This is a genomic window from Streptomyces sp. NPDC056061 (assembly GCF_042266885.1).
Lineage (GTDB): Bacteria > Actinomycetota > Actinomycetes > Streptomycetales > Streptomycetaceae > Streptomyces.
Genome location: NZ_JBHJWQ010000015.1, coordinates 1 through 26,856, shown reverse-complemented (window position 1 = coordinate 26,856; position 26,856 = coordinate 1). Strand labels below are relative to the sequence as shown.

Genomic DNA, 26,856 nt, shown 5'->3' with positions numbered 1-26,856 from the left:
GCGTGTGCGAGCTGGTGCGGAATCGGGGCGCCGGGCGGTGCGGGTCGTGCCGTGCGGACCGCCCGGCCCGTGGTGTGCCCGCAGGCGGCCCGGACCTGCCGACGTTCATGGCGGGGCAGGGGGCGGGACGGGTCCCGGCCGGGGGCGGCTACCCGGGGCCGACCGGTTCGGCGAGAGTGGACAGCTTCACCGGGCAGGCGAGCGGGCGCCGGTCCGGCCCGTCGGGCCGCCCGTCGGCCGCGCCGTCGGCGCCGTGTGCCGCGGCCAGGCCGCCCCTGCGCTCGTACTCGATCCCGGCGGGCAGCTCCCTCGCCGGCTCCTGCCACAACCTGGCCGAATACAGGGCGAGTTCGAGCTCGGGTCCGGACACCTTGTCGGAGACCGGGAGATTGCCCTCGCCTGCTCCGGTGGTGCCCGAGGCGACCGGACGACGATCGACGACGGCCACGGACAGTCCGGACCGGGAGGCATAGTAGGCGCAGGCGGCACCGATCGCTCCGGCCCCGACGACGGCGGCATTCAGCGCCCGCCTCATGAACACGTCAATAATATGTCACATTGCTTTTGTGTCGCCAAGGGTGCGCACCAAGCGGCTTGATCATCCGTCGGCCCCGGACGCGGACGCCCGGCGGCGGGTCCGGTTCGCCGAGGAGATCCCCGCGACCGGCCACGGCGGCGCCCCGGGCGCCCACCTCCTCGCGGCGCTAGGCCGCGGGTGCGGACGTCAGGGACGGGGGACGTTCCGCAGGTTCGACCGGGCCATCTGGACCATCCGGCCGACGCCGCCGTCCAGCACGATCTTGCTGGCGGAGAGCGCGAAGCCGGTCACCATGTCCGCGCTGATCTTCGGCGGGATGGAGAGCGCGTTGGGGTCGGTGACGACGTCGACGAGGGCCGGGCCCCTGTGCCTGAAGGCGTCCTTGAGCGCGCTTTCGAGCTGCTTCGGCTTCTCGACCCGGACGCCGTACGCCCCGGCGGCCCGCGCGAGTGCCGCGAAGTCCGGGTTCTTGTTGGTCGTCCCGAACGACGGGAGACCGGCCACCAGCATCTCCAACTCCACCATGCTCAGGGAGGAGTTGTTGAACAAAACGACCTTCACCGGCAGGTCGTACTGCACCAGGGTGAGGAAGTCGCCCATCAGCATGGTGAATCCGCCGTCGCCGGACATCGACACCACCTGCCGGTTCCGGTCGACGAACTGCGCGCCGATGGCCTGGGGAAGCGCGTTGGCCATCGATCCGTGGCTGAACGAACCGATGACACGGCGCCTGCCGTTGGGCGATAGATAGCGCGCGGCCCACACATTGCACATGCCGGTGTCGACGGTGAACACGGCGTCCTCGTCGGCGAGTTCGTCCAGAACCGAGGCCACGTACTCCGGGTGGATCGGAACGTGCTTGTCGACCTTGCGGGTGTACGCCCTGACCACTCCCTCCAACGCGTCCGCGTGCTTCTTCAGCATCCGGTCGAGGAACTTGCGGTCGGTCCTGGGCTTCACCCGGGGGGTCAGGCAGCGCAGTGTCTCGCGCACGTCCCCCCAGACCGCCAGGTCCAGTTTCGAGCGCCGGCCGAGGTGTTCGGGGCGCACGTCGACCTGGGCGATCTTCACGTCACCGGGCAGGAACGCGTTGTACGGGAAGTCGGTGCCGAGCAGGATGAGGAGGTCGCACTCGTTGGTCGCCTCGTAGGCGGCTCCGTAGCCGAGCAGCCCGCTCATGCCGACGTCGTACGGGTTGTCGTACTGGATCCACTCCTTGCCGCGCAGGGCGTGCCCGACCGGTGCCTTCACCCGCTCGGCGAACTCCATCACCTCGGCGTGGGCGCCGGCCGTGCCGCTGCCGCAGAACAGGGTGATCCGTTTCGCCCCGTCGACCATCCGGCAGAGCTTCTCGATCTCCTCGTCGCCGGGCCGTACCGTCGGCAGCGAGGTGACCAGGGCGTGCTCGATCGACTTCTCCGGGGCGGGCTGCGACGCAATGTCCCCCGGCATCGTGACGACGCTGACCCCGCCCCGGCCGACCGCGTGCTGAATGGCCGTCTGGAGCAGCCGGGGCATCTGCTGCGGGTTGGAGATCATCTCGTTGTAGTGGCTGCACTCCCGGAAGAGCAGGTCCGGATGGGTCTCCTGGAAGTAGCCGAGGCCGATCTCGCTCGACGGGATGTGCGAGGCAAGGGCGAGGACCGGCGCCATGGAGCGGTGGGCGTCGTAGAGACCGTTGATGAGGTGCAGGTTGCCGGGCCCGCAGGATCCGGCGCAGGCCGCCAGTGCACCGGTGATCTGGGCCTCGGCCCCGGCGGCGAACGCGGCGGTCTCCTCGTGCCTGACCTGGATCCAGTCGATGGCCGAATTGCGCCGGATGGCGTCGACGACCGGGTTGAGGCTGTCGCCGACGACTCCGTACATACGGCTGACGCCCGCCCGGACGAGGATGTCGACGAACTGCTCCGACACGTTCTGCTTGGCCATGGGTGCGTACCCTCCGCGCTTCGGCTTCCGGACTCCGCATCCATCAACCCACGGACTGCGCGGTTACGCCTCCCAGACAGCGGCCGCCGTACGGTCGTCGGAGTAGCCCTTCACCCTGAGCTGGGTGTCCGCGAGGAAGGCCGCGAGGCCGGGCACCTCGCTCCCGGCCCAGCGTGCGGCGAGTTCGCGAGCCAGTGCCGGCTCACCGCGCAGCGGTTCGGCGAGGCCGGGACTGCACAGCAGCAGCGTGTCACCCGGCCGGGCCACCGAGGCCCGGAAGCGGAACGGTGCGGCAGGGGCGACCCCGGCGTACCCGCCCGCCGCGCGGGCCGGTGGTGACGGGGGCTGCGCGGCGGCGGGGACCCGTCCCGCGGCATCGTCCCCGTCCCCGGGCGACGGCCCCTCCCCGCCCCCGTCGGCGGCCGGCCGCGTGACCTGCGGGTCGAGGTCCTGCCAGTCGCCGTCACGCAGCCGTAGCAGACCACCATCACCGGCGCCGAAGAAGATCCTGGTTCTGCACTCGGGGTCCGCGGTCAGCAGCAGACAGCGCAGGCCCGCCGTGTACCGGCCCGGTTCGAGGCCCAGCTCGACGGCACGGGCCCGCAGCTTGCCGTAGCCGCGGTCGGTGAGCCGGTGCAGGCCGGCCCTGAGGTCGTCGCGGCGCCCGGCCCTGATGTCCTCGGCCAGCCGGGCATGGCTGCGGCCGACCACGCCGCCGATCCAGCGGCAGGCGTCGGCCGCCGCCAGGTGCCCGTACTCGGTGGCCCGGGCCCCGGTGGCGACGGCCACCAGCACGAGTGCGGCGCGGTCGGTGCCGAAGCGTGCCGTGAGCATCGCGTCGCGGCGGGGCTCCCCGCGAAACCGTGCGGAGTCCCCGCGCACCGAGGCGGCGCGCAGGGTGTACGTGCCGTACCGGGCACCGTCGAGCGCCGTGTCGGCGGCGACCAGCCCCTCCAGTTCGTCGGGGACGGTGACGGGCAACGCGGTGGGCTCGGCGTCGTAGGTCGGCGGTCGTTCACCCACATGGCCGATCACGAGGCGCGCTGTCGGACGGGACACGGGCTCACGTTCCGGTTCCGGTTCAGATTCCGGTTCCTGCCCCTGTCGCTGTTCCTTTCGCTGTTCCTCCGCCTCCGCCTCCGCCTCCGCCTCCGCCTCTGCTTCTGCTTCTGCTTTTGCCTCTGCCTCTGCCTCTGCCTCTGCCGTGACGGTGGGGAGCGGGGGGACAGTCTCCTCGCCGACCGACGGCTCGGGAACCGGCGACGGCTCGGGAACGGACAGAACCTCGGGTGCGGACGGAACCTCGGGTGCGGACGGAACCTCGGGAACGGACGGAACCTCGGGTGCGGACGGAACCTCAGGTGCGGGCAGGGCCTCGGAAACAGGTGATGTCCCGGAAACTGAAGGCGCCTCGGGAGGCACCGGCGGCGCGTGCGTCGTCGACGGCGGGGCGAAGGTGCGTGGCCGCGGCGGGTCCGCCGCCGCCGAACCCGGCGCGGGCGAGGCGGCGTCGGGCGGCTCCCAGGGGGCACGCGTCCGCAACGCCGGTGGGCACTCGGGCCCGGCGGGCGGACCGACCGCGACCGGCGCGTCCGTCGTGCTCCCGGACGCGACCGGCGCCGGGGACGCGGCCGCAGGAGGCACCTCCTCACCCGCTCCTTCGCCCTCCCCCGATCCCACCGGGCTCACGCGACCTGTCGGACTCACCGCATCGGACGCGGAGTCGAAGCGGTCGTCGAGGCTGTCGGCCGCGTCGCTCGCCCCGGCATCCCCGGTTTCCCCGTCGTACAGCCTGCCCCACCAGTCGTCGGTGTCGGCGGGCTTCTCCCCCTGCATGCTCATGCCCCCGATTGTCCACCGGACAGGCCGTGGGGAAACGGGGCCTGCGGAAAACCGGCCACGAACGCATCCGGAAACCGATCACCGGGCCGCCCCGGAATCCGTCCGTGAAACAGGCCCGCCGGACGGCCCCACCCCCCACGGGGAAGCCGCCCGGCGGACCGGTCGAAACGTGATCAGCGCACGGCGTATGCGTCGGTCACGGTCTGGACGACGGAGTTGCCGTTGGCGTCCGTCAGTTCGGTCCTCAGCGTGACCGGCTTGCCTGCCGCGCCCGCGTGGTTCACGGTCGCGGTCCACCGGCCGTCCTGCTGGGCGGTGGTCGCGGCGGTCCAGGTCTTGCCGCCGTCGTACGAGTACGAGACCTTGGCCGCGGTCAGCTTGCCCGGCGTGTAGCCCGCATGGCCGGTGACGCTCAGGCCGATCTTCTGACCGTCCTCCGCCGCGAGGGTCTTGAGCCCGTCGGCCGCCAGGTCGTAGCCCGGGAAGAGCAGCGGGAGGCCCTGCGAGTACGCGTTCTCGTCCCGCTTCGAACGGAACTTCCAGGTGGTCTCGGTGCTGGTGGACCGCTTCCACACGGCGGCGGGCTGTCCGAACCTGCTGGTCTCCATGGTGAGCTCGTACGCGGCGTCCTCCGCCGGGACGGTGAACACCCCGGACGGCCAGCCGCTCGAACCGATCAGCTCGCCGTTGCTGACGAGGCGCATGTTGCCCATGTCACCGAAGGAGCCCTGGAGGCCGACGTGCTCACTGTCGCTCCAGAAGCCCGGGGCGACGCCGATCTGGTTGTCCTGGCGCTCCGCGACGAGTTGGAGCTTGCCTGCGGCGTCGCGCGGGGCGGCGGGGACCGGAATGCCCCGGTACCAGTTCTCCGTGCGCTTCGAGCCCGCCGCGTAGGTGCGCGGCTGGTCGGTCATCAACTCGCCCCAGGGGAAGCTGGAGGAGAGGTACCGCTGCCATCCGGTGTCGCCCGCCGAGTAGTACTCGGTGCGCGTGCCGGGGACGGAGACGACGTCGTTGGCCGCGGAGAACAGCCCGCCGTACGGCCGGTTGATGAGCATCATGTCGATGTAGTCCGTCTCGACGCCCATCGCCTCGTAGTTGGCGGTGACCTTGCCGAGCTTGGTGTCCCGGACCTTGTAGGTGCGGTCCGAGGTGATCGGACCGGTCTCCGGGAAGGCCAGGTTGTAGACGAACGGGCTGACGGCCGTCGCCTTCCAGCGCAGCGTGACCGGGCCGTCGGCCAGGGACGCCTTCAGCGCGGCGGCCTCGCTCGCCTCGATGCCGAGCGCGGGCACCTCCGGCTGGGCGAAGCCGATGGACGGCTGCCAGGGACCCGCGGCGGAGCGGTGGACGATGACCGCCTTCGCGCCGGCGGCCTTGGCGTCACGCGTCAGGCCGGAGACGAACTCGTCGTCGCCGACGTCGACCAGGGCGATCTTTCCGGCGACGCCGGCGGCCTTCAGCTCGTCGGGGGTACCCGTGCCGGCGTCGACGAGCCCGGCCTCGCCCGTGCCGTCGAGGTTGACGGAGCCGGTGCTCGCCGTCGTGGGGTGCAGTTCGGCGCCGCCGACGACCGACAGTTTCTCGATCTGCGGGGCGTAGGCGCGCCAGAAGCTGGAGAACTCGAAGTCGCCGTCATTCGCCCTGCCCTGCACGTCGGCCAGGAAGTTCTTGATGACGGGACCGGCGGTGATGGAGCCCGAGTGCAGCCAGGTGTTGTCCCAGCTGCGGCCGAACGCGAGCGTCGTGGACCGGCTCTCGGAGGCCCGGTCCGTGGTCTCCACCCGGACCCGGTGGGCCTTGCGGGCGTCCAGGACCACGGTGGTGTCCTTGGTGACGTTCAGCTGCGGTCGCGCGAGGTAGGCGACGGAGTCGTCCACCCGGCCGGTGGCGTCCTTCGGGTCGGCCGTGGTGACGAAGCTGGACACGAAGTACGCGCCGGGGCGCACCCGGTACACCTGCTCGGCGGCGCCTTCGTTGAAGCGGCGCTCACCGCTGGAGGTGTCGGTGCCGATGATGTCCAGCGAGGAGGAGCCGGCAGCGGGCTTGCCCGCGCGGTCGACGAGCTTGACGCGCAGGGTGACGGTTTCGGCACCGACGTACAGCGAGAACGGGGTGGAGACCTTGACGCCGCCGGGGCCGGTGGCCAGCACGCGTCCCGTGACGTCGCCGTACTGGGCGGCCTTCAGCTTCGCCGTCGGGTCGATCTCCAGCGGAACCTTGACGGTGGCTCCGGCCGGCACGGTGACGGTGCGCGTGCCGAGCTTGGCGACCGCGGAGCGGACGGCCGAGCCGTCGTTCCCGGTGACGCCCTGGACGCTCAGCGAGAGCTTCAGCGGCTTGGTGCCGGAGTTGGTGTACGGGACGTCGACCGTGGTGCGGTCGGTGCGGGACTGCGGCCAGTTGAAGGTGCCGCCCTGGACGGCGGGGGCGCCGACGAGGGTGGTGTCGACGGCGGCCTTGACGTCGAGCCGGCCACCGCCGGTCTCGCGCACGTCCCCGGGGATGTCGCTCTTCGCGGAGGACACCAGGGCCGCCTTGATCTGCTGGGCGGTCCAGTCCGGGTGGCGCTGCTTCACGATGGCCGCGGCGCCCGCGACGTGCGGCGTGGCCATCGACGTACCGGACATCGACTGGTACGCGTAGAGGCCCCGGCCACCGGCGGCGGCGGCCGAGATGTTGACGCCGGGGGCGGCGATCTCGGGCTTGAGGGTGTGCGAGCCGATCGCGGGTCCGCGGCTGGAGAACTGGGCCGTGGTGTCGTCGCGGTCGACGGCGCCGACGGTCAGCACGCTCGGGGCACAGCCGGGCGAGGAGACGGTGTTCTGCGCCGGGCCCGAGTTTCCGGCCGCGATCACGAACAGGGTGCCCTTGCTCTGCGCGAGTTCCTCCGCGGCGACGCTCATCGGGTCGGTGCAGTCGGTCGGCTCCGGGCTGCCGAGGCTCATGGAGACGACGTCGGCCTTCTGGTCGACGGCCCACTGCATGCCGGCGATGATCCAGGACTCGGCGCCGAGGCCGCTGTCGTTGAGGACCTTGCCCGCGAGCAGGTCGGCGCCGGGGGCGACGCCCTTCTTCTTGCCGTCGCTCGCGGCGCCGGAGCCGCCGACGGTGGAGATGGTGTGGGTGCCGTGACCCTGCCGGTCGTCGGTGGTGTCGGAGTCGGTGAAGTTCTCCGAGGCGGCGATCCGGCCCTTGAGGTCGGGGTGTTCGGCGTCGACGCCGGTGTCGAGGACGGCGACCTTGGTGCCCTTGCCGTCGTAACCGGCGGCCCAGGCGAGGTCGGCGCCGACCTGCTTGGTCGACTTGTCGAGGGTGGTTCGGACCTTGCGGTCGAGCCAGAGCTTCTTCAGCCCGGAGGCCGAGAAGGAACGGGCGCCGCGGGTGACGTCCGACCAGAAGTCGGCGGCCTTCGCCTTGTCCGCCTTGAGCGCGACGCCGTCGATGGCGTCGAGCACGAGTCCGCGCTCGGCTCCGCGCGGGGTGGTGCGCGCGGCGGCGGCCGGGCTCTTGTCGTAGACGGCGATCAGCGGCAGCGACTTGGCGTGGGCATCGTCGTAGCCCTGCCGGATGAGACCGGTGACGTTGAAGAGTTCCTCGTCGACCCGGCCCGCGGCCAGTGCACCGGTGGCGGTGTCGGGGTAGGCGTAGAGGTCCTTGCCGGACTGCCTGGTCTGGATGAGGGGCACGGAGCCGTCCGCACGCGGCAGCCCGGTGACCGAGGCGGCCCCCGAACTGTCCGTGCTCACCAGGACCTTGTCACCGGTGATCAGGGTCACGGTGACCGGCTTGCCCTTCCCGGCCTCGGCGGCGGCACTGCCGGTCAGTGGTCTCTTCCCCGTCGCATCGTCCTGCGGCGCTGCCGCGGACGGTGCGATCGCGGTGACGGCCAGGACGGCGGCGGTGGCCGCCCCCAGTGCCGTGCGCGATATCGGACGCATCGCTCTCCCCAAGTCAATCCGGAATCAACCCGCGCAAACCGCAGCCTTCCGGAGGTTGTTGGTACTTCGGTGGCGCCACATTGGCAGAGCGACGAGCGATAAAGGGATGATGTACACGGCGGGTTTACGCCGTGGCCGCTTTCCGCCAGGGCTGAACACCCGACGACAGCGACATCGTGCGGAATGAGTGTGTCCGGGAGGGGGCCGAGATGCTGGGAGCCATAGGTCTCGACGAGATACAGGAGTCGGCGTACCGCGCGCTCGTGGCGGTGGGGGCTGCGGAGGTCGCCGATCTCGCGCACCGGCTGGTACTTCCCGAGCCGGACACCGAACGGGCCCTGCGCAGGCTGGAACAGCACGGGCTCGCCGCCCAGTCCTCCGCGCGCACCGGGCGCTGGGTGGCGGCGCCGCCGGGCGTGGCGCTCGGGGCGTTGCTGACCCAGCAGCGTCATGAGCTGGAGCAGGCGGAGTTGGCGGCGGCGCTGCTCGCCGAGGAGTACCGGGCGGAGGCCGCCGAGCCCGCCGTGCACGATCTGGTCGAGGTGGTGACGGGGGCGAGCGCGCTGACGCACCGCTTCCACCAGTTGCAGCTGGGGGCGACGCACGAGGTGTGCGCCCTGGTCACCGGGAAGCCGATCGCGGTCAGCGGCATGGAGAACGAGTCCGAGGAGCGGGCCGCGATCCGCGGGGTCTCGTACCGGGTGGTGGTCGAACGCGAGATACTCTCGCAGCCGTCCGGGATCATGGAGCTGTCGGCCGCGCTGAGCCGCGAGGAGCAGTGCCGGGTCATCGACCGGGTACCGACCAAGCTGGTCGTCGCCGACGGGACCCTGGCGATGGTCCCACTGACCGCACGCGGCGCCGAACCCGCGGCCCTGGTGGTCCATGCCTCCGGGCTGCTGGAGTCGCTGATGGGGCTCTTCGAGGCGGTGTGGCGCCAGGCCATGCCGCTCAGGCTGGGCGAGAGCGGCAGGCCGCAGGAGGAGTCCGTCGAGCCCGATCCGACGGATCTGGAGATCCTGTCGCTGCTGCTGGCCGGGCTGACGGACGCGAGTGTGGCGAAGCAGCTGGAACTGGGCCTGCGGACCGTGCAGCGGCGCGTGAAGGGCCTGATGGAGCTGACCGGGGTGTCGACCCGCCTCCAGTTGGGCTGGCACGCCTACGAACGGGGCTGGGTGGCCCGCGAACCACGCGCCTGACCGGGGCACCACGGCGGTGCCGTACCGGCTCGGCGCCCCGCCCGGTACACGTCGGCGGGCGGGACCGGGCGGGCTCCGGCAGGCTGGTGAGATGGGTGTGTGGCAACTTGTCGCCGTCGGCCTGGTCATGGCCCTCGGCCTGGTCGGCGTGCTCGTGCAGGGAGTGCCGGGGCAGGCGATCGTCTGGGCGGCGGTGCTGTGGTGGGCCCTGACCGCCAGGACACCGGGGGCCTGGGACGTGCTCATGGGTGCCACCGCGCTGCTTCTGGTGAGCCAGGCGCTGAAGCCGTTGCTGCCGCCGCGCCGCCCCCACGAGTCCGGCGCACCGCGCAGGACGCTGATGCTCGGCGGGATCGGCGCGATCGTGGGCTTCTTCGTCGTGCCGGTGCTGGGCGGCATCGTCGGCTACGTGGGAACCGTCTACGGCGCGGAGCGGCTGCGGCTCGGCAGCCACGGGGCGGGGTGGGCCTCGGTCCGCTCGGTGATGCGGGCGACCGGCTGGTCCGTGCTCGTGGAACTCTTCGCGTGCCTGCTGGTGGCGGGCGCCTGGCTCGGCGTGGTGCTGTGGGGCTGACCGCCCGTCGCCCCGCTCAGTCCCCGAGTGCCAGGTGCCGCGCCGCGTACGAACTCCAGGGGCTCCAGCGCCCGGCCCCCGCCCTGTCGTCCGGGTCCACATCGGGGTCGCCGAGTGCCCGCATCCTGATGAGCGCCGCGGCCCCCGGGCCGATCCCCGGCAGCCCCAGCAGCGCCCTCTCGGCCTCGTCGCGGTCCGCCCCGACGTCGAGCCGTACCTCCCCGTCGGCCAGGGCACGGGCCAGCGCCCGCAGCGCCGGGTCGTCCGTCGCATCCGCCAGCACGCCCGACTCGGGAAACACATGCGTGAGCCCGCCGGAGGGGACGTCCAGCACCTTCCCGTACACCTCCACGAGCCGCTCCGCCCCCGCCGTTCCCACCAGGACGCGCACGGCGCACTCGTCCGGATCGGCGGCGCCCGGAGAGCGAAGTCCCGGACGGGCGGCGACCCGCGGCGCGAGGAACGGGTCGGCACCGAGCCGCTCGTCGACGGCGTACGGATCGGCGTCCAGGTCGAACAGCCGCCGCAGCCGCTGCACCGCCGTGGTCAGGTCGCGCAGGTCGGTGAGGTGGATCCGGGCGTCCAGCCAGGACCCCGCGGACCGCTCGTCGACGGCCGCGACGGCCGTTCCGTGGGGCAGTCGCAGGGTGCGTCGGTAGGTGCGGGCGCCCGGCTCGCCGACGATCTCCTCGATCCCGGCCACCGCCTCGGCGGCCAGCAGGTCGAACACCTCACGGGCCGCGTACGGCCCCCGGTGGGCGAGGCGCAGCGGGATGCCGGTGGTGCGTGCCGCCCGGGCCGCCGCTCCCACCCCCGCATCGGCCCGCAGCGCGGTCGGGGTCCGTGCGTAGATCCGCCGGATCGTGTCGTTGAACTGGCGGACGCTGGCGAAACCGGAGGCGAAGGCGATCTCCGTCACCGGCAGCCCGGTCGTCTGGAGCAGCACCCGTGCGGTGTGTGCCCGCTGGGCGCGGGCGAGCGCGATGGGTCCGGCGCCGAGCTCCGCGTTGAGCTGGCGCTGCACCTGGCGCTCGCTGTACCCGAGCCGTTGCGCGAGACCGGGCACGCCCTCCCGGTCGACCACGCCGTCGCCGATCATCCGCATGGCCCGGCCGACGACATCGGCCCGTACGTTCCATTCCGCCGAGCCGGGCACGGCGTCCGGCCGGCAGCGACGACAGGCCCGGAAGCCGTTGCCCTGGGCGGCTGCCGCGGTCGGGAAGAAGCGGACGTTCTTCCGCTTGGGGGTGACGGCGGGGCAGCTCGGCCGGCAGTAGATGCCGGTCGTCTCGACGGCGAAGAAGAACTCGCCGTCGAAACGCGCGTCGCGGCTGCTCACCGCCTCGTACCTGGTCGTCTCGTCTCTCACACCGTCCAGTGTGCGGCACCCCCGGGCACCGCACTGGCGGCTTTCGGACGTCGACTGCGGCCGCGGGCTACCGCATCCGGCCGCGTTTGGCGTCCATGGCGGCCCGGCCCTCGGCCCCCTTGCGCTTCCATTCGCGCAGCAGCTCGGACCGCAGCCTGGCGTCGGTCTTGGCGACGATGCGCCGGTTCTCGCGCAGCAGCTTGCGGTAACTGTCGAGGCGCCGCTCGGACAGCGAGCCGTCCTCGATCGCGACGAGCACGGCGCAGCCGGGCTCGGTCAGGTGGGCGCAGTCGTGGAACCGGCACCGCCCGGCCAGTTCGTCGATCTCGGAGAAGACCTGCCCGACCCCGGACTCCGCGTCCCAGAGCCCGACACCCCGCAGTCCGGGGGTGTCGATCAGGACGCCCCCGGTGGGCAGGACCAGCAGATTGCGCGTGGTGGTCGTGTGCCGGCCCTTCCCGTCGACGTCACGAGCGGCCTGCACCTCCATCACGTCGCGGCCGAGCAGGGTGTTGGCGAGGGTCGACTTGCCTGCGCCGGAGGCCCCGAGCAGCACGCTCGTACCGCCCGAGACGATCGCGGCGAACACGTCGAGCCCCTCCCCCGTGGTGGAGCTGACCGGCAGCACCTGCACCCCGGGCGCGACCGCCTCGATGTCCTGGACGAGGTACGACAGCGTCGCGGCGTCCGGCACCAGATCGGCCTTGGTCAGCACCACGATCGGCTCGGCGGTGCCGTCGGTGGCGCGCTCGCCGTCGCCGAGCAGCGCGTCGCCGTCGGTGCTGGACATGGCGAGCGCGAGGAAGCGTTCCACTCTCCCCAGGTCGAGGTCCACGGCGAGTGAGACACAGATGGCGATGTGGTCGACGTTGGTCGCGAGCACCTGCCCCTCGGAGCGCTGCGAGGACGTCGAGCGGACGAACGCGGTACGCCTCGGCAGCAGCGTCCGCACGAACTGCGGATCGCCGTCGGGGTCGACGGCGACCCAGTCACCGGTGCAGACGATTCGCATGGGATCGCGCGGAACGACGAAGGCGGTGTCCGCCCGGACCGTGCCGTGCGGGGTGACGACATCGCACTGCCCGCGGTCGACCCGTACCACGCGACCGGGCAGCAGCCCCTGTCGGGCGTGGGGGGCGAAAACGGCGGCCCAGTCGTCGTCCCAGCCGTACGAGGACAGCGGGTGCGACGCGGACGCGTCCTGGGCAAAGAGGCCGAACGACGGAGAGGAGGGGAAGGACGGAGAGGACGGGAAAGACAAGGGAGACCCTTCGAAGGGTGGCCCCGGCAACGCGCCGACATGCGCGCGGAGTTGTGGAAGAGGTCAGCCGGCGACCACGGGGGTGGGAACGATGCTCTTACGGTTGTGGGCAACGCCCATCGCGGCGACAGTCATCAATGTCCTCACCTCCTGGTACACGCATGGGACCGGTACCGACGGCCGTCCGCCGTGCGGTAACGCTGCACACCATAGCCCTCGGCCGCGGCACGACGTCAACACATTTACGACCTGGGGCAGCAGGCAGCGGGCTCCCTGCTGCCCCAGGTCGCCATTGCGCGCCGCCCCGTCGGCCCGGTCGAGGGGCGGACCCGATCCCACGCATCCGAGATGTGCGCAGATATCCCTCGATCAGGTGAAAGGCGCACACAATGACCGGTCCTGGACGGTTATGGTGCCGAGCATGACCTCACCCCAGACGGCCACCGGCACGTTCACTCAAGCCCAGTTGGGCACGATCACCCTCATCGGGTGGAGCGGCGAACACCCCGACGGAGGCCCCGACGCCGCCTTCCTCCTCGTCTATTCCCTGGGCGACGGGTCGGACGGCCCGGCCGTCGGCGAGGCCGCCATGCGCATCGCCCTGGAACGCAGCGGACTGTCGGTGGGTGCCGGCCCGGTGTACGGCACCGAGACCCCGGGACTTCCGGTGAAGCTGCTCGTCCAGGCCGGGCAGGCGGTGCTGACGCTCCCTCACTTCACCGCCCAGTACCCCGCACGGGCCGAGTGGTTGACGGCGGCCGAGCAGCGTGGCGAGGTGAACATCATGTTCGCCACCCGCCCCTGGCCCCAGGGCGCGCCGGGCCGACCGATGAGCGAGGAGCTGCTGCGGTCGTTCGCGGGGAACCCGGAGGTCATCGTGACGTCCGCACATTGCGTTCTCCCGGTACGCAGCCTGGGCTGAACCACCCCGGGTACGCCCGATGCCCACCGCCCCTCGGGGCGGTGGGCATCGTCATGGGCGGAGCCCCGGGACGAAGTCCCCCGGCCCCTCACCGCAGTCGTACACGGCGGAATGCGGGCGGCCGGGAGGAAGCCCCGGCCGCCCGCACTCACGGGGCGTCAGTTGTTGGCGACGCCGTTGCCCGACAGCACCGGGATACCGCTCAGAATGTGCGACAGCGGCTCGTCGCCCTTGGCCTGGACGGAGTTGTCGGCGCACTGCTGGTTCTGCGGCGAGGACAGCACGTCGATGTCCTGGACCGCGACCGGAACGAGCAGACCGACGAGCGAGCCCGCGTTGGCCTTGACCGGCACACCGAGGCACAGCTTGTTCAGCGACCCCTGGATGAGCTGGGCCTGCGGGCTGCCGTCGCCGCGGGTCTCGCTGTTGCCGAACGCGGACACTGCGCCGTTGCCGTTGACCGACGTGGTGCCCCCGTCATTGCCGACCGCCATGGCCGCAGGGGCGACGGCGGCGGACAGACCCGCCAGGGACACGGCCACTGCTGCGCCGGCCATCATCTTCTTCATCACGCTTCACCTTTCGGAGCGTCCCGTTGTGGAACGTACTGATCAACCCATCACGACAGCGACAGTTGCGCATAACCACCCGAATGGGTCGATCCGGCGTGAGTTCGACACTCACAACTCGTTCGTCCCGGTCTCCTTTGAGGTACGGGCCGCAGGCACGCGGCCTCCTGTACCGGGCGGTGCGGGCCTCAAGGGCGACAGCGGCTCCGAACCGCCGCGGGCCGCCTGCCATTCGGCGAGCAGTCGGTCGTAGATGGGGGTGGCGTCCTGCGCGTTCCGCTGCCGGCCACAGGGGCGTTGACTGTCGTACTGGTCCATGTCCGGTCCCTACCCGATGCGGAGGGTGACGTCCGCCGCCGATACGGCAACCGGACCAGTCCGCCCGCCCGTTCGAGGGGCCCGGTCCCCCGGGCACACGACATGGGGCCGGCACGTCCGGGCGTCGGACGACTACTGCCCGGATGTGCCGGCCCCACTGGTGTCTCACACGCTGCGGGCAGGCGGGCCCCAGGCCGCTCACGCAGCCGTCCCGGACGAACGCGTCGTATGTCGACGGTTCGGGAAGACCGCGACGCGCGGCCGGAGCTTGATGGTCCCTCGTGCCGTGATCGGCAATGTTCGCGACGGGGCAAACGTTGCCGGTGGCGGTACTAGTTGTTGCCTGCGCCGTTGCCGGACAGGATCGGGATGTTGCTCAGCAGGTGCGACAGGGCCTCGTCGCCCTTGGCCTGCGTGGAGTTCTCGGTGCACTGCTGGTTCTGCGGCGAGGACAGCACGTTGAGGTCCTGGACCGAGATCGGGACGAGGCCGAGGACGGAACCGACGTTGGCCTTGGCCGGCAGGGCGATGCAGGGCTTGTTGAGCGAGCCCTGGATCAGCGCGAACTGCGGGCTCCAGTCGCCGTGGGTGGCCGAGTTGCCGTACGACTGGACGGCGCCGTTGCCGTTGACCGACGTGGTGCCGTTGTCGTTGCCGACCGCCATGGCCGCGGGGGCGACCGCGGCGGAGGCACCGGCGATCGAAACAGCGACGGCCGCCGAGGCCATAATCTTCTTGATCATGAAATAGCCCTTCTGATTTTCCTGTTGCTCGCCTGTCCGGAGCGCCCTGATCAACTCGCGGCGACGACGATGGTTGTGCCTGTTCACTCGAACGATGCTTCTACTGAGCAATTGTTCGCCGCACATACGGCATTCGAGGAACGCGATCCGCCGGATGAACGGGATTCCGCGACCGAGTGCCGGATCAACCGCCGACCGGCAGCCCGCCGAGCAGCGGCGGCGCGCCCTTGGCCGCACCGACGGCCTGGCCGGTCAGCTTGTCGACGGTGCCGCTCTTGTGCAGCGATTCCGCGGCGCCGCCGACGGTGTCCACGACAGGGTCGACGACCTGCGGCGTGCTGGCCATCACCTGGTTGACACCACCGTCGAGGCTGAAATTGGGGGCCGTGGTGGTGTTGACGGCGAAGGCGGGAGCAGCCGTCCCCAGAGCCACCACGGAACCGGCAACGAGCGCGGCGGTCTTCGCGTACTTCACTTTCGGATTCCCTTCTGCAGCGGCGTGCTTCTCGATCGCGCGATTGCGACCTCACCGGCCGTCCTTGGCCGTGTTCTCCACCGCTTTTGCCCTGGGTAACGAGGTGATGGCGACGGAGCAACTGGAGAGAACCGGTTTTTCTCGGCGGCCGCCCGCCCGGGCACCGGAACAGGGAAGGGCCCCGGTTCGCATACGCTGCGAACCGGGGCCCTCCGGTCACGTGCTGCCGATTCGACCGACCGCCGTCAGAAGTTGAAACAGGTGTTGCCGAAAGTGGGATTGAGCACACCGACCACGTTGACGGTGTTGCCGCAGACGTCGGCCGGAAGGTGAATCGGGGCCTCGATGGCATTGCCGGACACGACGCCCGGGGAGAAGGCCGCGGTGCCCGAGGCACCGGAGTCGGCGAACGCGGGGGCGGCGGCGCCCACCGCCATCAGGGTTCCGGCGGCTACGGCGGCGACCTTGTTGTACTTCACTGTTGTCCCTTTCTCGACGGAGTGTCTGAGCGGCTACGTCCTTCGTGCCGCACGAGTGCGATCCTGATCACTCGTCACTCCGCCGCTGCATTTCATAACGGTTGAGGACCGCGGGCGAGACTGTTCGGGACCGACGGTTCCCGGAATCGCCCGAATGACCCAGCGTCGATGCGGTCTCCCGCGCCCGACGTCGCGAGCGATCGCCGGGCCGTCCGGTGCGTCGGCACCGGAGAGGGCAGCAGCGGGCCCGGACCGCGGAGGAGGAATGCCGACGGCCCGGGCCTGTCACTGCGGTTGGCCGGATCAGCTGTTGCCGGCGCCGTTGCCGGAGAGCACCGGGATGCCGCTGAGGATGTGCGACAGCGGCTCGTCGCCCTTGGCCTGCGTGGAGTTCTCGGTGCACTGCTGGTTCTGCGGCGAGGACAGCACGTTGACGTCCTGGACCGCGATCGGGATCAGGCCGAGGAGCGAGCCGACGTTGGCCTTGAGCGGCAAGCCGACACACGGCTTGTTCAGGCTGCCCTGGATCAGGTCGAACTGCGGGCTGCCGTCGCCCTGGGTCACGGCGTTGCCGAACGACTGCGAGGCTCCGTTGCCGTTGACCGAGGTCGTACCGCCATTGTCGCCGACCGCCATGGCCTGCGTCGCGCCCATGCCGAGGATGGAGGCGGCCACAGCACCCGTGGCCAGAACCTTCTTGATCACGATTAACCCTTCTCGTACCGGATGCCCCGTACCGGAGCCTCCTGACCAACTCGTGATCGGGCTTTTGGTTCTCTCCATTCACCCGAACGCCGAAAGCGCACGGACAGAGGTGCGAATGTGCGTCAGCAGTACTGCAGAAGCGTTCTTTCACATCCGCCCCCGATCGGGCGTCAATTCCCCTGTACGCATGAAGGGTTGTGCACGTCGGGCCGTCGACCGGCGTCAGATCGGGTGCGCGCATGTAATCCGTTCGAGTGGCCACAAAATTTCCACGAAATGTGAGTTTCCTCGACAATTCCTCCTCGTTATGGGTGTCACCGGGCGTACGGCTCGGGTGCGCGCCCGACAGAGAGGTGAATTCGTCGCGTGAAGAAAGCCCATACGTCGCTTCTCCGCTGCGCCACGACCACCGACCGTCGGGCCGTGCCGAGAAGGCGCGGGGGTTCTTCTCCCCGTGCAATCCGCGTCGCCTGTTGAATGAACCGCGGGCCCCGCGCTCGCGCGACGTGTCCTAGGAAAGGGCAATCAATGCGAAAAGCCTTGAGTAAGAGCGTGCTGGTGATGGCGGCGGCGTCAGGCATCCTTGCCACGTCCGGCGGATACGCGTTCGCGGACGCATCCGCCGAGGGTGCCGCCGCCGGATCGCCGGGCGTCGGCTCGGGCAACACGGTGCAGGTGCCGGTCCACGTCCCCGTCAACCTGTGCGGAAACACGGTCGATGTGATCGGTCTGCTGAACCCGGCGTTCGGCAACAAGTGCGAGAACGAGAGCGAGGGCGGTCAGGGCGACGGCGGAACGGGGGCGGGCGCCGAGAGCCTCGCGGCCGGCTCCCCCGGCGTGCTCTCCGGCAACCTCGTGCAGGTGCCGGTGGACGTTCCCGTCAGCGTCTGCGGCAACACCGTCGACGTCGTCGGCCTGCTCAACCCGGTGTTCGGCAACAAGTGCGAGAACGAGTCCTCGGGCACCGAGACCCCGCCGCCGCCCGTGCACCCGCCGCACAAGCCGCCGGTTCACCCGCCCCACGAGCCCCCGGTTCACCCGCCCCACAAGCCTCCGGTCCACCCGCCGCACAAGCCGCCGGTGCACCACAAGCCGCCGCACCACCACAAGCCCGACTGCCCTCCGGGTCACCACAACCCGCCCACCCACCACGAGCCCCCCGCGCACCAGTGGCCGCACAAGCCGCCGGTGCACCACAAGCCGCACTGGCACCACCACAAGCCGCAGCTGGCCCACACCGGCTCCGACACCAACCTGGGCCTGGCCGGCGGCGCGAGCGCCGCGATGGTGCTCGGTGGCGCCCTGCTGGTGCGCCGTACCCGCGCCTCGAAGGGCTGACCCGCACGGTCGACCGACGACCGCGGGAAACACGGAGGTCCGTCGGTGTGGCAATGGCCGCACCGACGGACCTCCGTCCGTTGCGGCACCCATGAACGCGGGGCATCGGGGTGGAACGTGACGACGTGAGAATCGGGGGATCGGAGGGGCGGGGCAGGGGGATCGCATCGGGAGTGTGCAGCCGCGGGATGCGCGGCCGCCATATCCCGATATAAGACATCAGATGTCTGATGCCTTGATAGCGTGGGACCGTGGCCCGACAATCGAGAGGGATCAAGAGGCGGGGAGTTCACACATGTCCGGCACGAGACCCGGACGGCAGCTGCTCCGGCAGGAAGTCGTCGAGGGAATCAAGCGCTACATCCTTGAGGAACGACTCCGTCCCGGGGATCCGCTGCCCACCGAGCCGGCCCTGTGCGAGGCGCTCGGCGCCAGCCGTTCCAGCATCCGGGAGGCGGTCAAGATCCTCAACGCGCTGGACATCGTCGAGGTGCGGCACGGACACGGCACCTACGTGGGCCGGCTGAGTCTGTCCGCCCTGGTGGAGAGTCTGGCGTTCCGCGGGCTCCTCTCCCCCGACGACGACTTCCGGGTGTTGGCCGATCTCGTCGACGTTCGCGAGGTGTTCGAACGCGGGATGGCCGACCGAATCGTGACGCTGCTGGAACCGGGACAGCTCGACGCGCTGGACGACCTGGTGGCCGTCATGCGCGAGACCGGCTCGCGGGACGGGCACGGCTTCGTCGAGGCGGACCGGGCGTTCCACTCCCTGTTGGTGGCCCCGTTGGGCAACGAGCTGATCGGGCAGCTCTCGATGGCCTTCTGGGACGTGTACACGATCGTCGCACCGCATCTGGACGGCTTCACCCACGCCGACGAGACGGCCACGATCACGGCGCACGAGAAGATCGTGGACGCCGCGCGCGCCAAGGACGTGCCGGGTTTCATGCGGGCGCTGAGCGAGCACTACGCCCCGGTCAGGCGCAGGATCTCCGAGGCCCGCGCCCGGGACTGACCGGTCGGCGGCCCCTCGCGGAGAAGTCGGTGACCCGTGACACCGTGAGCGCGCGTCGGTGCCACCGAACACGTCCGGGACGTGCGCCCCGGACGATGCCGTGCGCCCCGGGAAGGACGGCGCGTGTCGCTTCGGCCCTGCGGACCGGGTGCGACGATGAGGGTGGTCGGCACCTCACGCGGCGTCGGGACGGACGGTGGAACGGTGGCAGTGACGGGTTTACGCGTCGGGGTGGTGGGCGGCAGCATCGCCGGCTGCGCCATGGCGATCGCGGCGCGGCGGGCCGGGGCGGACGTGACCGTCCATGAGCGCAGTGACGGCGCGCTGCAGGACCGTGGTTTCGGCATCGTCATGCCGCCGGCGCTCCACCGGGAGTTGGTGTCGGACGGATACCTGGGTGCGGACATGCCGACGGCACCGGTCGCCGCCCGCGTCTGGCTCACCCGCGCCTCCGGGGGGCGGTCGACGCGCGAGCTGGCCCGCCAGCGGTCCCCGGTGGCGGCGTGCAACTGGGGCCTGTTGTGGCGGGCGTTGCGTACCAACGTCGGCGAGGAGGTGTACCGCCGCGGGCTGCCCGTCGAATCCGTCGGCCGGGCGTCCTCCGGCCGCGCCCTGATCCGCACCGGGGCCGGGGAGCGGGAGTACGACATCGTGGTGGGGGCGGACGGGCACCGGTCCCTCACCCGTGATGTGGTGGCGCCGGACGTCCGGCCGGTTCCGTCCGGATATCTGGCGTGGCGGGGCACGATTCCGCTGAGCGCGCTCCGCGATCACCCGAAGCCGCTGGAGCTCCTGCGGAGCGCCTGGGTCACGCTGGGGTTCTCCGGCGGCCACGCCGTCTTCTACCTGATTCCGGGGCCGGTTCCCGGATCGCGGTTGCTGGCCTATGTCGTGTACGGGTTCCCACCGCGGACCGAGGACCCGGAGGATCCGGTCCCCCTCTCGTACGTGCGCGGCCTCGCCGACGAACACTTCCCGGCGGAGTGGGCCGACATCGTCGCCCGGGGCGAGCACACCGCCCGGGCGCTCCATCCGGTCGCCGACTTCGTGACACCGCGCGCCGCCGAGCCGCCGTTCCTGCTGGCGGGCGACGCGGCGAGCGTCACCCGGCCGCACACCGCCAGCGGTGCGGTCAAGGCCTTGCAGGACGCGCTGTGCCTGGAGCGGGCGTTGAGTGCCGGTTCCTCGGCGGCCGAGGCACTGCACCGGTACGCCGAGGAGCGCAGCGCCGAGGGGGCCCGACTGGTGGAACTGGGCCGTCGGCTCGGACGGGGGCTGGTGGAGCACACGCCCGACTGGCCGCTGATGGGTCCGGCGGACGTCGAGGAGTGGAGCCGTGCCGCGCTGAACGGCGCCACGAGCTACCTCTACGGCAACGTGCACCGGCCCTGACCGGCACGCCGACCGACCCCGTCGCCGCGCGGGCCGGGAGCCCTCGCACGGCCTTCGCCCCGCCTGTTCGGAAGGCGTCGAGCGCCTCGCCGGGCTGGTGGTTGTCGAACGAGGTGCGGGGCGCGATCCGTGCGGGCCCTCCTGTCCGGGCCGCGGCGGGGCGTGCCGCGGGCTCCTCCTGGGCGTGCACGACCCCTTGACCGGTCGCAGGAGCATCTGCTTAAGGTGAGGAAGACATAGGACATCTTACGTCTCATGTCGCGGTCCGCGCAGCCACTCGGCGCCACGGATCGGCGCTTCCATCGAACTGGAGCCCTCGCCATGCCCCTCACCGCACCGTTGCGCGGCGTCGTTCCCCCGGTCTGCACCCCGCTCGACCCCCGGGGCGAGGTCGACACCGCGTCCCTTGCCCGGCTCGTCGAGCACCTCGTCGACGGCGGGGTGCACGGGCTGTTCGCACTCGGCTCCACCGGCGAGGTCGCGTACCTCACCGACGAGCAGCGCGCGACGACGCTGCGGACGGTGGTCGAGGTCGCGGCCGGCCGGGTTCCGGTGCTGGCCGGTGTCATCGACACCAGCACCGCCCGCGTGATCGACCACGCCCGGTCGGCCGCCGCGCTCGGCGCGGACGCCCTGGTCGCCACCGCGCCGTTCTACACGCGCACCCACGCCGAGGAGATCGCCGGTCACTTCCGGCGGCTGCGCGCGGCGGTCGACCTGCCGCTGTTCGCGTACGACATCCCGGTAGCGGTGCACAGCAAGCTGTCGGCCGAGCTGGTGCGCGAACTCGCCGCGGACGGAACCCTGGCCGGGCTCAAGGACAGCAGCGGCGACGAGGGCGGGCTGCGCAGGCTCCTCGTCGAACTGGGCGGCCGGGACGGCCGCGAGGCGGGTCCGGCGCCGCGGTTCAGCGTGCTCACCGGCTCGGAACTCACGGTGGACGCCGCCCTGTTGGCCGGGGTCGACGGTGTGGTCCCCGGTATCGGCAACGTCGATCCGGCCGGGTATGTCCGGCTGTACGACGCCGCGCGGGCCGGGGACTGGGCGCTCGCCGCGCACGAGCAGGAACGGCTCGTGGAACTGTTCGGCATGGTCGACGTCGGGCCGGAGGCGGACATGGGCCGCAGTTCCTCGGCGCTCGGCTCGTTCAAGGCGGCGCTCCGCCTGCTCGGCGTCATCGAGTGCGGCGACACCGCCCGCCCGCAGATCCCGTTGGGCGCCGAGTCGGTCGACGAGGTCGGCCGACGCCTGCGCGCCGCCGGGCTGTCCCCGGTCCGGTGAGCGTCCGCCCGCAGCCGTCGGCGGGCGGGCCCACCACGAAGCCGCCGCCCACGGTGGCCTCGGCGTGATCCCGGTCCGGGCGGGCGAGGGGCCAGGGCCTCCACCTCCGTCGGATCGGCCGCCGGGTCCGAGCGGGCGCTCGCCGCGGCGGGCGGGTCACCCTGCTGACGGCGGCCCGCCGTCGCCGCGGCGCTGCGGTCCCGGGCTCGGGGGTCTCAGGCCGTGATGCGCTCGAAGATCGCGGCAAGGCCCTGACCGCCGCCGATGCACATGGTCTCCAGGCCGTACCGGGCCTGGCGGCGGTGCATCTCCCGGGCCAGGGTGGCCAGGATGCGGGCGCCGGTCGCGCCGACCGGGTGGCCGAGCGAGACACCGGAGCCGTTGACGTTGACACGTTGCTCGTGATCCGTCTCGCCGAGCCCCAACTCCTTCGTACAGGCCAGCACTTGCGCGGCGAACGCCTCGTTGATCTCGATCAGGTCGAGGTCAACGAGGGTGAGCCCGGCCCGTTCGAGCGCGGCCCGGGTGGCCGGTACGGGGCCGATGCCCATCGTCGCGGCGGGTACCCCGGCGCGGGCGAAGGAGACGAGCCGGACCAGCGGGACGAGGCCGAGCCGTTCGGCGGTGGCGGCACCGGTCACCAGGCAGGCGGCGGCCGCATCGTTCTGCCCGCTGGCGTTGCCCGCGGTGACGGTCGCCTCCGGATCGGTCCTCGCCATGATCGGGCGCAGCGCGGCGAGTTGTTCGGCGGTGGTGTCGGGGCGGGGGTGCTCGTCCGCGGTGACGACCGTCTCGCCCTTGCGGGTCCGCACGGTGACCGGGACGATCTCGGCGTCGTACCGCCCCTCCGCCGCCGCCCGGCCGGCGCGCTGTTGGGAGCGCAGGGCGAGCGCGTCCTGGTCGGCGCGGCTGATGCCGTACGTGCGCCGCAGGTTCTCGGCGGTCTCGATCATGCCGCCGGGCACCGGGTGGTGGACGCCGCCTGCGGTGACCCTGCCCCGGGCCAGCGCGTCGTGGAGTTGGAGGCCGGGGCCCTTGATGCCCCAGCGGCCCTCGTGCGTGTAGTAGGGGGCCGCGCTCATCACGTCGACGCCGCCCGCGACCACGATGTCGCTGAAGCCCGCCCGGATCTGCATCGCCGCGTCGAGGACGGCCTGGAGGCCCGATCCGCATCGGCGGTCGATCTGGGTGCCGGTGACGGTCTCCGGCAGTCCGGCGTCGAGGGCGGCGACCCTCCCGACGGCGGGGGCCTCGGCGCTCGGGTAGGAGTGCCCGAGGATCACCTCGTCGACCGCCGCGGGATCGACCCCGGTACGGGCCACCACCTCCGCGACGACGCGTGCGGCGAGCGCCGCCGGGGTCTGCTGGGCGAACACTCCCCCGAAACGGCCGATCGGGGTGCGCAGCGGTTCGCAGATGACGATGTCGGACTGCTGGTCGGGCACGGCATGACCTTTCGGTGGCGAGGGGCGTGCGATCCGCCCTGTCGATGACACGGGTGCAGCGTGACGTCCACGGTGACGTGAGGTGCGTCACCGGCCGACGGCCCACTGTCCGGGTCCCCCGGGGCGGGGACGTGATGCGCCCTCACCACGGACGACACGGCTCCATGTGCCCCGGACGATCGGACCGGCCGCCCACCCGCCGGATCCCACCGCACCGAATCCATCGGTCAGACGCCTCGACGCGACTCTATTTCGGCGGCGGACGGCGATCAATGGCCGCCGGTGCGGCGGGGCGGTGCCCGGCCGCACCGGTAGCGCCCGCCCGCCGCGGCAACACCGTTCCGCGCGAAGGCATTTCGTCCTGCGGCCCGTCCACGACCGGCCACGACCGGCGGCGAACGGACGCGGGCCGGGGCAGCGGGCCGCCGGGGCCGGACGCCCCCGGGTCGTCACCGGTCCCGGCTGCTGCCGCCGCACGGGACGTGGGTCCGTCCCCGCGTCTATCGTCGCGGGGACGGATCACTTGCCACTTGCCGAGAGGACCGCAACCACCATGCGTATCAGGATCGTCGGCGCCGGGGCCATGGGCCGCGGCATCGCCCAGTGGGCGGCGACCGCCGGACACATCGTCGAGCTGTGCGACGCACGCACGGAGGCAGTGACGGCCGCCGCGGAATTCGTCCGCTCCATGCTCGAACGCGCCGTGCAGAAGGGCCGGATGTCCGCCGAGGATGCCGACGGCGCCATGGAACGGCTGATTCCGATGGACGATCCGTGGGCGGCGGGCCCGGACGTCGAACTCGTCGTCGAGGCCGTCCGGGAGGACCTCGACACCAAGGCGGAGGTCTTCGGCCGCCTCGAACGGGTGCTGCCCGCGACGACCGTGTTCGCGACCAACACCTCGTCCCTGTCGGTCACCCGGATCGCCGCGACGCTGAAGGACCCGGGCCGTCTGGCGGGGCTGCACTTCTTCAACCCGGTGCCGCTGATGCGGATCGTCGAGGTCGTGCCGGGCGCGGCGACCCGGCCGGACGTCCCACCGGCCCTCACCGCGTTCGTCGAGGGCTGCGGGCACCGCGCGGTCACGGTCGCCGACACCCCCGGTTTCCTGGTCAATCACGCCGGTCGCGGTCTGGTGACCGAGGCACTCGCGCTGCTGGAGGAGGCGGTCGCCGAACCGGTGGACATCGACCGGATCGCCCGCGACGTGCTCGGCCTGCGGATGGGTCCGTTCGAGCTGATGGACCTCACCGGTCTGGACGTGACGGCCGCGGTGATCGAGTCGATCTGGCAGGGATTCCGGTACGAGGACCGCCTCCGCCCCTCCTACCTCACCCCGAACCGGGTGATCGCGGGACTGCACGGCCGCAAGACCGGGCGCGGCTGGTTCGCGTACGGCCCCGAAGCTCCCGGCCCGGCCCCGGAGCCCCCGGTCACCGGCGACGCGGACCGCCCGGTGTTCGTCCACGGGACCGGCCCGCGGGAGGCGGACGCGGTGGCGCTGCGCGCGTCCCTCGCCGCCACGGGGGCCGTCGTCGAGACGGGCGCGGAACCGTCCGCCGGGGCCCTGGTGCTGGTCCCGGTCTGGGGCACCACGGTGGCCTCGGCGATCGACACCCACGCGTTGCCCGCGGGGCGCACCTTCGGGGCCGACCCGCTGTCCCCGGCCGGCCGGCGCCGGGTGCTGGCCGTGACCCCGGCGGCGGACCCGGAGGCCGCGCGCGACGCCCGCGCGGTGCTGGCCCGGGCGGCGGACGGCAGCGATCCGCACCCGGTCTCGGTGGTCCGGGACACGGCGGGCTCGGTCGCGCAGAGGTTGCTCGCCTCGATCGTGTCGGTCGCCTCGTCGATCGCGGAACGCTCCCTCGCCACCCCCGCCGACATCGACCTCGCCGTCACGACGGGGCTCGGCTATCCCGTCGGACCGCTGGCCTGGGGCGACCGGATCGGTGCCGCCCGAATGCTGGAGCTGCACCGGGCGCTGCACCGCACGACGGGCGACCCGCGCCACCGTCCGAGCCGCTGGGTGACCGAGCGCGCCCAGCTCGGTCTCGCCCTGACGGATCCGGGAACGTCGCCCGCCGACTGCACGGCAGGTTCCGGCACCGCGTAGGCGCGGCGGGGCGCGGTAGCCGGGCACCGGTTCCGGGTGCCCGGCCCGCGTCCGATTCGTACAAGACACCGCCGCCGAGCCGTCCTACGGTCGGCACATGACTCCACGCTTGGACGCGATCGGCATCATCACGGCGGACCTCGCCGCATCGCTCGCCTTCTACCGCCGGCTGGGCCTCGACATCCCCGCCGATGCGGAATCCGCACCCCACGTCGAGGTGACGCTGCCCGGCGGACACCGCCTGCTGTGGGACACCGAGGACGTCGTCCGGTCGTTCGACCCCGCGTGGGCGGCGCCGCAGGGCGGGGAGCGTCTCGGTCTCGCCTTCCGCTGCGACGGTCCGGCGGAGGTCGACGCGGTGTACCGGGATCTGACGGGCGCCGGGTACCCGGGGCACCTCGAACCGTGGGACGCGGTGTGGGGGCAGCGGTACGCGATGGTCCTCGACCCGGACGGCTGCCCGGTGTCGCTCTACGCCGACAGGACCTGACGGCACGAACCGCCCCGGCCCGGACGGGCGAAGAGCACTCCGGCGCACGGGCGCCGGGGCGTCGTCGTCCGGTGCCCGGTCTCCGGTGCCCGTGTCCGCGAAGCCGGTGGCCCGTCACACGGGCGCGAGATGGGCGGTCAGGGTCGTCCCGGCCAGGTCGCGCATCTCCCGGGCGAGATGGGCCTGGTCCGTGCATCCGGCCAGGGCCGCCGCCTCGGCGTAGGGGGTGCCGGACCGTGCGAGGGCGAGCGCGCGCTGCAACCTCAGGATCCGCGCGAGCGTCTTGGGCCCGTAGCCGAAGGCCGCGAGCGATCGGCGGTGCAGCCGGCGTGCGCCGAGTCCGGCGCGGTCCGCGGTGTCCGCGACGGACCGGCCCGCGTCGAGCCCCGCCACGACCGACCGCATGAGCGGATCCGGCGGCTCGGTCTCGGCCGCCCGCCGCAGGGCGATGGCCTCCAGCACGGCCGCCGGGTCGTCGGCCTCGGCGACGCGTTCGTCCAGGACACGGACCCGCGCGGCCGGCCACAGGTCGGCGAGGTCGACCCGGCGGTCGCGCAGTTCGTGCGCCGGTACGCCGAGCAGCGCGGGCGCCGTGCCGGGCGCGAAGCGGATTCCGGCGTACCGCCCACCGGGGCCCGGGGCCGGGGCGAAGGCGCGGGTGTCGGGACCCGCGACGCGCAGGCGTCCGCCGATCCAGAGCAGGTCCATGCACCCGTCGGGCAGCACCGGATGGACGGCCCGCGCCGGCACGTCCAACGTCCACAGCACGGCGCCGTCGAACCGCGATCTCCGCTCCTCGTACCTGTCGCCCATGCCCCACACGCTAAGGGAGCGCAGAGAATCAACGTGTTGCTTCCCGCTCTGCGGCTCGTTGATGTGGTATGCGCATCTCCGAGTCGATCCGTGGTCAACTCGCTC

At 72.0% G+C, this 26,856-nt stretch carries 22 protein-coding genes; 9 read left to right on the top strand and 13 right to left on the bottom strand.

Annotated elements, in window-relative coordinates:
- Positions 1-148 precede the first annotated feature (148 nt).
- The 4 genes from ACFC79_RS21215 to ACFC79_RS21200 all read right to left on the bottom strand — a co-directional run bounded on the left by ACFC79_RS21215 (position 149) and on the right by ACFC79_RS21200 (position 8,250).
- Positions 149-535, bottom strand: coding sequence for an FAD-dependent oxidoreductase (locus ACFC79_RS21215; RefSeq protein WP_376242585.1), 387 nt, complete (start codon positions 533-535; stop codon positions 149-151).
- A 189-nt stretch (positions 536-724) separates the two neighbouring features.
- Positions 725-2,467 (bottom strand): pyruvate dehydrogenase, encoded by a 1,743-nt coding sequence (locus ACFC79_RS21210; protein WP_376242305.1) that lies wholly within the window; start codon positions 2,465-2,467, stop codon positions 725-727.
- Positions 2,468-2,530: 63 nt separating this feature from the next.
- Positions 2,531-4,309 (bottom strand): protein phosphatase 2C domain-containing protein, encoded by a 1,779-nt coding sequence (locus ACFC79_RS21205; RefSeq protein WP_376242303.1) that lies wholly within the window; start codon positions 4,307-4,309, stop codon positions 2,531-2,533.
- Between the two features lie 173 nt (positions 4,310-4,482).
- Positions 4,483-8,250, bottom strand: a complete 3,768-nt coding sequence (locus ACFC79_RS21200) for a S8 family serine peptidase (protein WP_376242301.1) — start codon at positions 8,248-8,250, stop codon at positions 4,483-4,485.
- A 209-nt stretch (positions 8,251-8,459) separates the two neighbouring features.
- Here ACFC79_RS21200 and ACFC79_RS21195 point away from each other — a divergent pair, with 209 nt between their 5' ends.
- Entirely contained in the window at positions 8,460-9,449 is a 990-nt protein-coding gene (locus ACFC79_RS21195) for a helix-turn-helix domain-containing protein (RefSeq protein ID WP_376242300.1), read from the top strand.
- A gap of 91 nt (positions 9,450-9,540) precedes the next feature.
- On the top strand, positions 9,541-10,023 hold the full coding sequence (locus tag ACFC79_RS21190) for a DUF456 domain-containing protein (RefSeq protein ID WP_376242298.1): 483 nt from the start codon (positions 9,541-9,543) through the stop codon (positions 10,021-10,023).
- Positions 10,024-10,039: 16 nt separating this feature from the next.
- Here the strand turns inward: ACFC79_RS21190 and ACFC79_RS21185 are convergent, their stop codons facing one another.
- Together ACFC79_RS21185 and rsgA are read right to left on the bottom strand one after the other, a co-directional pair.
- Entirely contained in the window at positions 10,040-11,392 is a 1,353-nt protein-coding gene (locus ACFC79_RS21185) for a DNA-3-methyladenine glycosylase 2 family protein (protein ID WP_376242296.1), read from the bottom strand.
- Positions 11,393-11,459: 67 nt separating this feature from the next.
- Entirely contained in the window at positions 11,460-12,653 is a 1,194-nt protein-coding gene (gene rsgA / locus ACFC79_RS21180; protein WP_376242294.1) for a ribosome small subunit-dependent GTPase A, read from the bottom strand.
- Between the two features lie 421 nt (positions 12,654-13,074).
- On the opposite strand from rsgA, the gene ACFC79_RS21175 reads away from it, so the two are divergent.
- On the top strand, positions 13,075-13,575 hold the full coding sequence (locus ACFC79_RS21175; RefSeq protein ID WP_376242292.1) for a DUF5949 family protein: 501 nt from the start codon (positions 13,075-13,077) through the stop codon (positions 13,573-13,575).
- Positions 13,576-13,733: 158 nt separating this feature from the next.
- Here the strand turns inward: ACFC79_RS21175 and ACFC79_RS21170 are convergent, their stop codons facing one another.
- From ACFC79_RS21170 to ACFC79_RS21150, 5 genes are all read right to left on the bottom strand, one after another.
- A complete protein-coding gene (locus ACFC79_RS21170; RefSeq protein ID WP_376242290.1) occupies positions 13,734-14,144 on the bottom strand; it encodes a rodlin in 411 nt (136 codons plus the stop codon).
- A gap of 650 nt (positions 14,145-14,794) precedes the next feature.
- Positions 14,795-15,205 carry a rodlin gene (locus ACFC79_RS21165; protein ID WP_376242288.1) on the bottom strand — a complete coding sequence of 137 codons (411 nt, stop codon included), beginning with the start codon at positions 15,203-15,205 and terminating at the stop codon, positions 14,795-14,797.
- A 184-nt stretch (positions 15,206-15,389) separates the two neighbouring features.
- Positions 15,390-15,680 (bottom strand): hypothetical protein, encoded by a 291-nt coding sequence (locus ACFC79_RS21160; protein WP_376242286.1) that lies wholly within the window; start codon positions 15,678-15,680, stop codon positions 15,390-15,392.
- 245 nt (positions 15,681-15,925) lie between these two features.
- Complete coding sequence (locus ACFC79_RS21155; protein WP_376242284.1) at positions 15,926-16,159, bottom strand: chaplin; 234 nt, start codon at positions 16,157-16,159, stop codon at positions 15,926-15,928.
- Positions 16,160-16,462: 303 nt separating this feature from the next.
- Positions 16,463-16,864 carry a rodlin gene (locus tag ACFC79_RS21150; protein WP_376242283.1) on the bottom strand — a complete coding sequence of 134 codons (402 nt, stop codon included), beginning with the start codon at positions 16,862-16,864 and terminating at the stop codon, positions 16,463-16,465.
- A gap of 528 nt (positions 16,865-17,392) precedes the next feature.
- Here ACFC79_RS21150 and ACFC79_RS21145 point away from each other — a divergent pair.
- The 4 genes from ACFC79_RS21145 (at position 17,393) to ACFC79_RS21130 (ending at position 21,890) form a co-directional block, all read left to right on the top strand.
- The gene (locus tag ACFC79_RS21145) at positions 17,393-18,202 is read left to right on the top strand and encodes a chaplin (RefSeq protein WP_376242281.1); all 810 of its coding nucleotides are present in this window, start codon (positions 17,393-17,395) and stop codon (positions 18,200-18,202) included.
- A gap of 295 nt (positions 18,203-18,497) precedes the next feature.
- On the top strand, positions 18,498-19,217 hold the full coding sequence (locus ACFC79_RS21140) for a FadR/GntR family transcriptional regulator (RefSeq protein WP_376242280.1): 720 nt from the start codon (positions 18,498-18,500) through the stop codon (positions 19,215-19,217).
- Between the two features lie 204 nt (positions 19,218-19,421).
- The gene (locus ACFC79_RS21135) at positions 19,422-20,609 is read left to right on the top strand and encodes an FAD-dependent monooxygenase (protein ID WP_376242278.1); all 1,188 of its coding nucleotides are present in this window, start codon (positions 19,422-19,424) and stop codon (positions 20,607-20,609) included.
- 321 nt (positions 20,610-20,930) lie between these two features.
- Positions 20,931-21,890, top strand: a complete 960-nt coding sequence (locus ACFC79_RS21130) for a dihydrodipicolinate synthase family protein (RefSeq protein ID WP_376242277.1) — start codon at positions 20,931-20,933, stop codon at positions 21,888-21,890.
- A 215-nt stretch (positions 21,891-22,105) separates the two neighbouring features.
- Here ACFC79_RS21130 and ACFC79_RS21125 read toward each other — a convergent pair whose 3' ends face one another.
- Positions 22,106-23,335 carry an acetyl-CoA C-acetyltransferase gene (locus ACFC79_RS21125; RefSeq protein ID WP_376242275.1) on the bottom strand — a complete coding sequence of 410 codons (1,230 nt, stop codon included), beginning with the start codon at positions 23,333-23,335 and terminating at the stop codon, positions 22,106-22,108.
- Between the two features lie 553 nt (positions 23,336-23,888).
- Here ACFC79_RS21125 and ACFC79_RS21120 point away from each other — a divergent pair.
- Both ACFC79_RS21120 and ACFC79_RS21115 read left to right on the top strand, forming a co-directional pair.
- Complete coding sequence (locus tag ACFC79_RS21120; protein WP_376242273.1) at positions 23,889-25,448, top strand: 3-hydroxyacyl-CoA dehydrogenase; 1,560 nt, start codon at positions 23,889-23,891, stop codon at positions 25,446-25,448.
- A gap of 97 nt (positions 25,449-25,545) precedes the next feature.
- Positions 25,546-25,938, top strand: a complete 393-nt coding sequence (locus ACFC79_RS21115) for a VOC family protein (RefSeq protein WP_376242271.1) — start codon at positions 25,546-25,548, stop codon at positions 25,936-25,938.
- A 114-nt stretch (positions 25,939-26,052) separates the two neighbouring features.
- Here the strand turns inward: ACFC79_RS21115 and ACFC79_RS21110 are convergent, their stop codons facing one another.
- On the bottom strand, positions 26,053-26,751 hold the full coding sequence (locus ACFC79_RS21110; RefSeq protein ID WP_376242269.1) for a DUF6597 domain-containing transcriptional factor: 699 nt from the start codon (positions 26,749-26,751) through the stop codon (positions 26,053-26,055).
- Between the last annotated feature and the right edge of the window lie 105 nt (positions 26,752-26,856).

Bases quoted from the DNA above. Each gene is read 5' to 3' on its own strand.
- ACFC79_RS21215 (WP_376242585.1), bottom strand. From the start codon at position 535: ATGAGGCGGGCGCTGAATGCCGCCGTCGTCGGGGCCGGAGCGATCGGT.
- ACFC79_RS21195 (WP_376242300.1), top strand. From the start codon at position 8,460: ATGCTGGGAGCCATAGGTCTCGACGAGATACAGGAGTCGGCGTACCGC.
- ACFC79_RS21200 (WP_376242301.1), bottom strand. From the start codon at position 8,250: ATGCGTCCGATATCGCGCACGGCACTGGGGGCGGCCACCGCCGCCGTC.
- ACFC79_RS21165 (WP_376242288.1), bottom strand. From the start codon at position 15,205: ATGATCAAGAAGATTATGGCCTCGGCGGCCGTCGCTGTTTCGATCGCC.
- ACFC79_RS21110 (WP_376242269.1), bottom strand. From the start codon at position 26,751: ATGGGCGACAGGTACGAGGAGCGGAGATCGCGGTTCGACGGCGCCGTG.
- ACFC79_RS21190 (WP_376242298.1), top strand. From the start codon at position 9,541: ATGGGTGTGTGGCAACTTGTCGCCGTCGGCCTGGTCATGGCCCTCGGC.
- ACFC79_RS21140 (WP_376242280.1), top strand. From the start codon at position 18,498: ATGTCCGGCACGAGACCCGGACGGCAGCTGCTCCGGCAGGAAGTCGTC.
- ACFC79_RS21145 (WP_376242281.1), top strand. From the start codon at position 17,393: ATGCGAAAAGCCTTGAGTAAGAGCGTGCTGGTGATGGCGGCGGCGTCA.
- ACFC79_RS21120 (WP_376242273.1), top strand. From the start codon at position 23,889: ATGCGTATCAGGATCGTCGGCGCCGGGGCCATGGGCCGCGGCATCGCC.
- ACFC79_RS21170 (WP_376242290.1), bottom strand. From the start codon at position 14,144: ATGAAGAAGATGATGGCCGGCGCAGCAGTGGCCGTGTCCCTGGCGGGT.
- ACFC79_RS21175 (WP_376242292.1), top strand. From the start codon at position 13,075: ATGACCTCACCCCAGACGGCCACCGGCACGTTCACTCAAGCCCAGTTG.
- ACFC79_RS21115 (WP_376242271.1), top strand. From the start codon at position 25,546: ATGACTCCACGCTTGGACGCGATCGGCATCATCACGGCGGACCTCGCC.
- ACFC79_RS21205 (WP_376242303.1), bottom strand. From the start codon at position 4,309: ATGAGCATGCAGGGGGAGAAGCCCGCCGACACCGACGACTGGTGGGGC.
- ACFC79_RS21130 (WP_376242277.1), top strand. From the start codon at position 20,931: ATGCCCCTCACCGCACCGTTGCGCGGCGTCGTTCCCCCGGTCTGCACC.
- ACFC79_RS21210 (WP_376242305.1), bottom strand. From the start codon at position 2,467: ATGGCCAAGCAGAACGTGTCGGAGCAGTTCGTCGACATCCTCGTCCGG.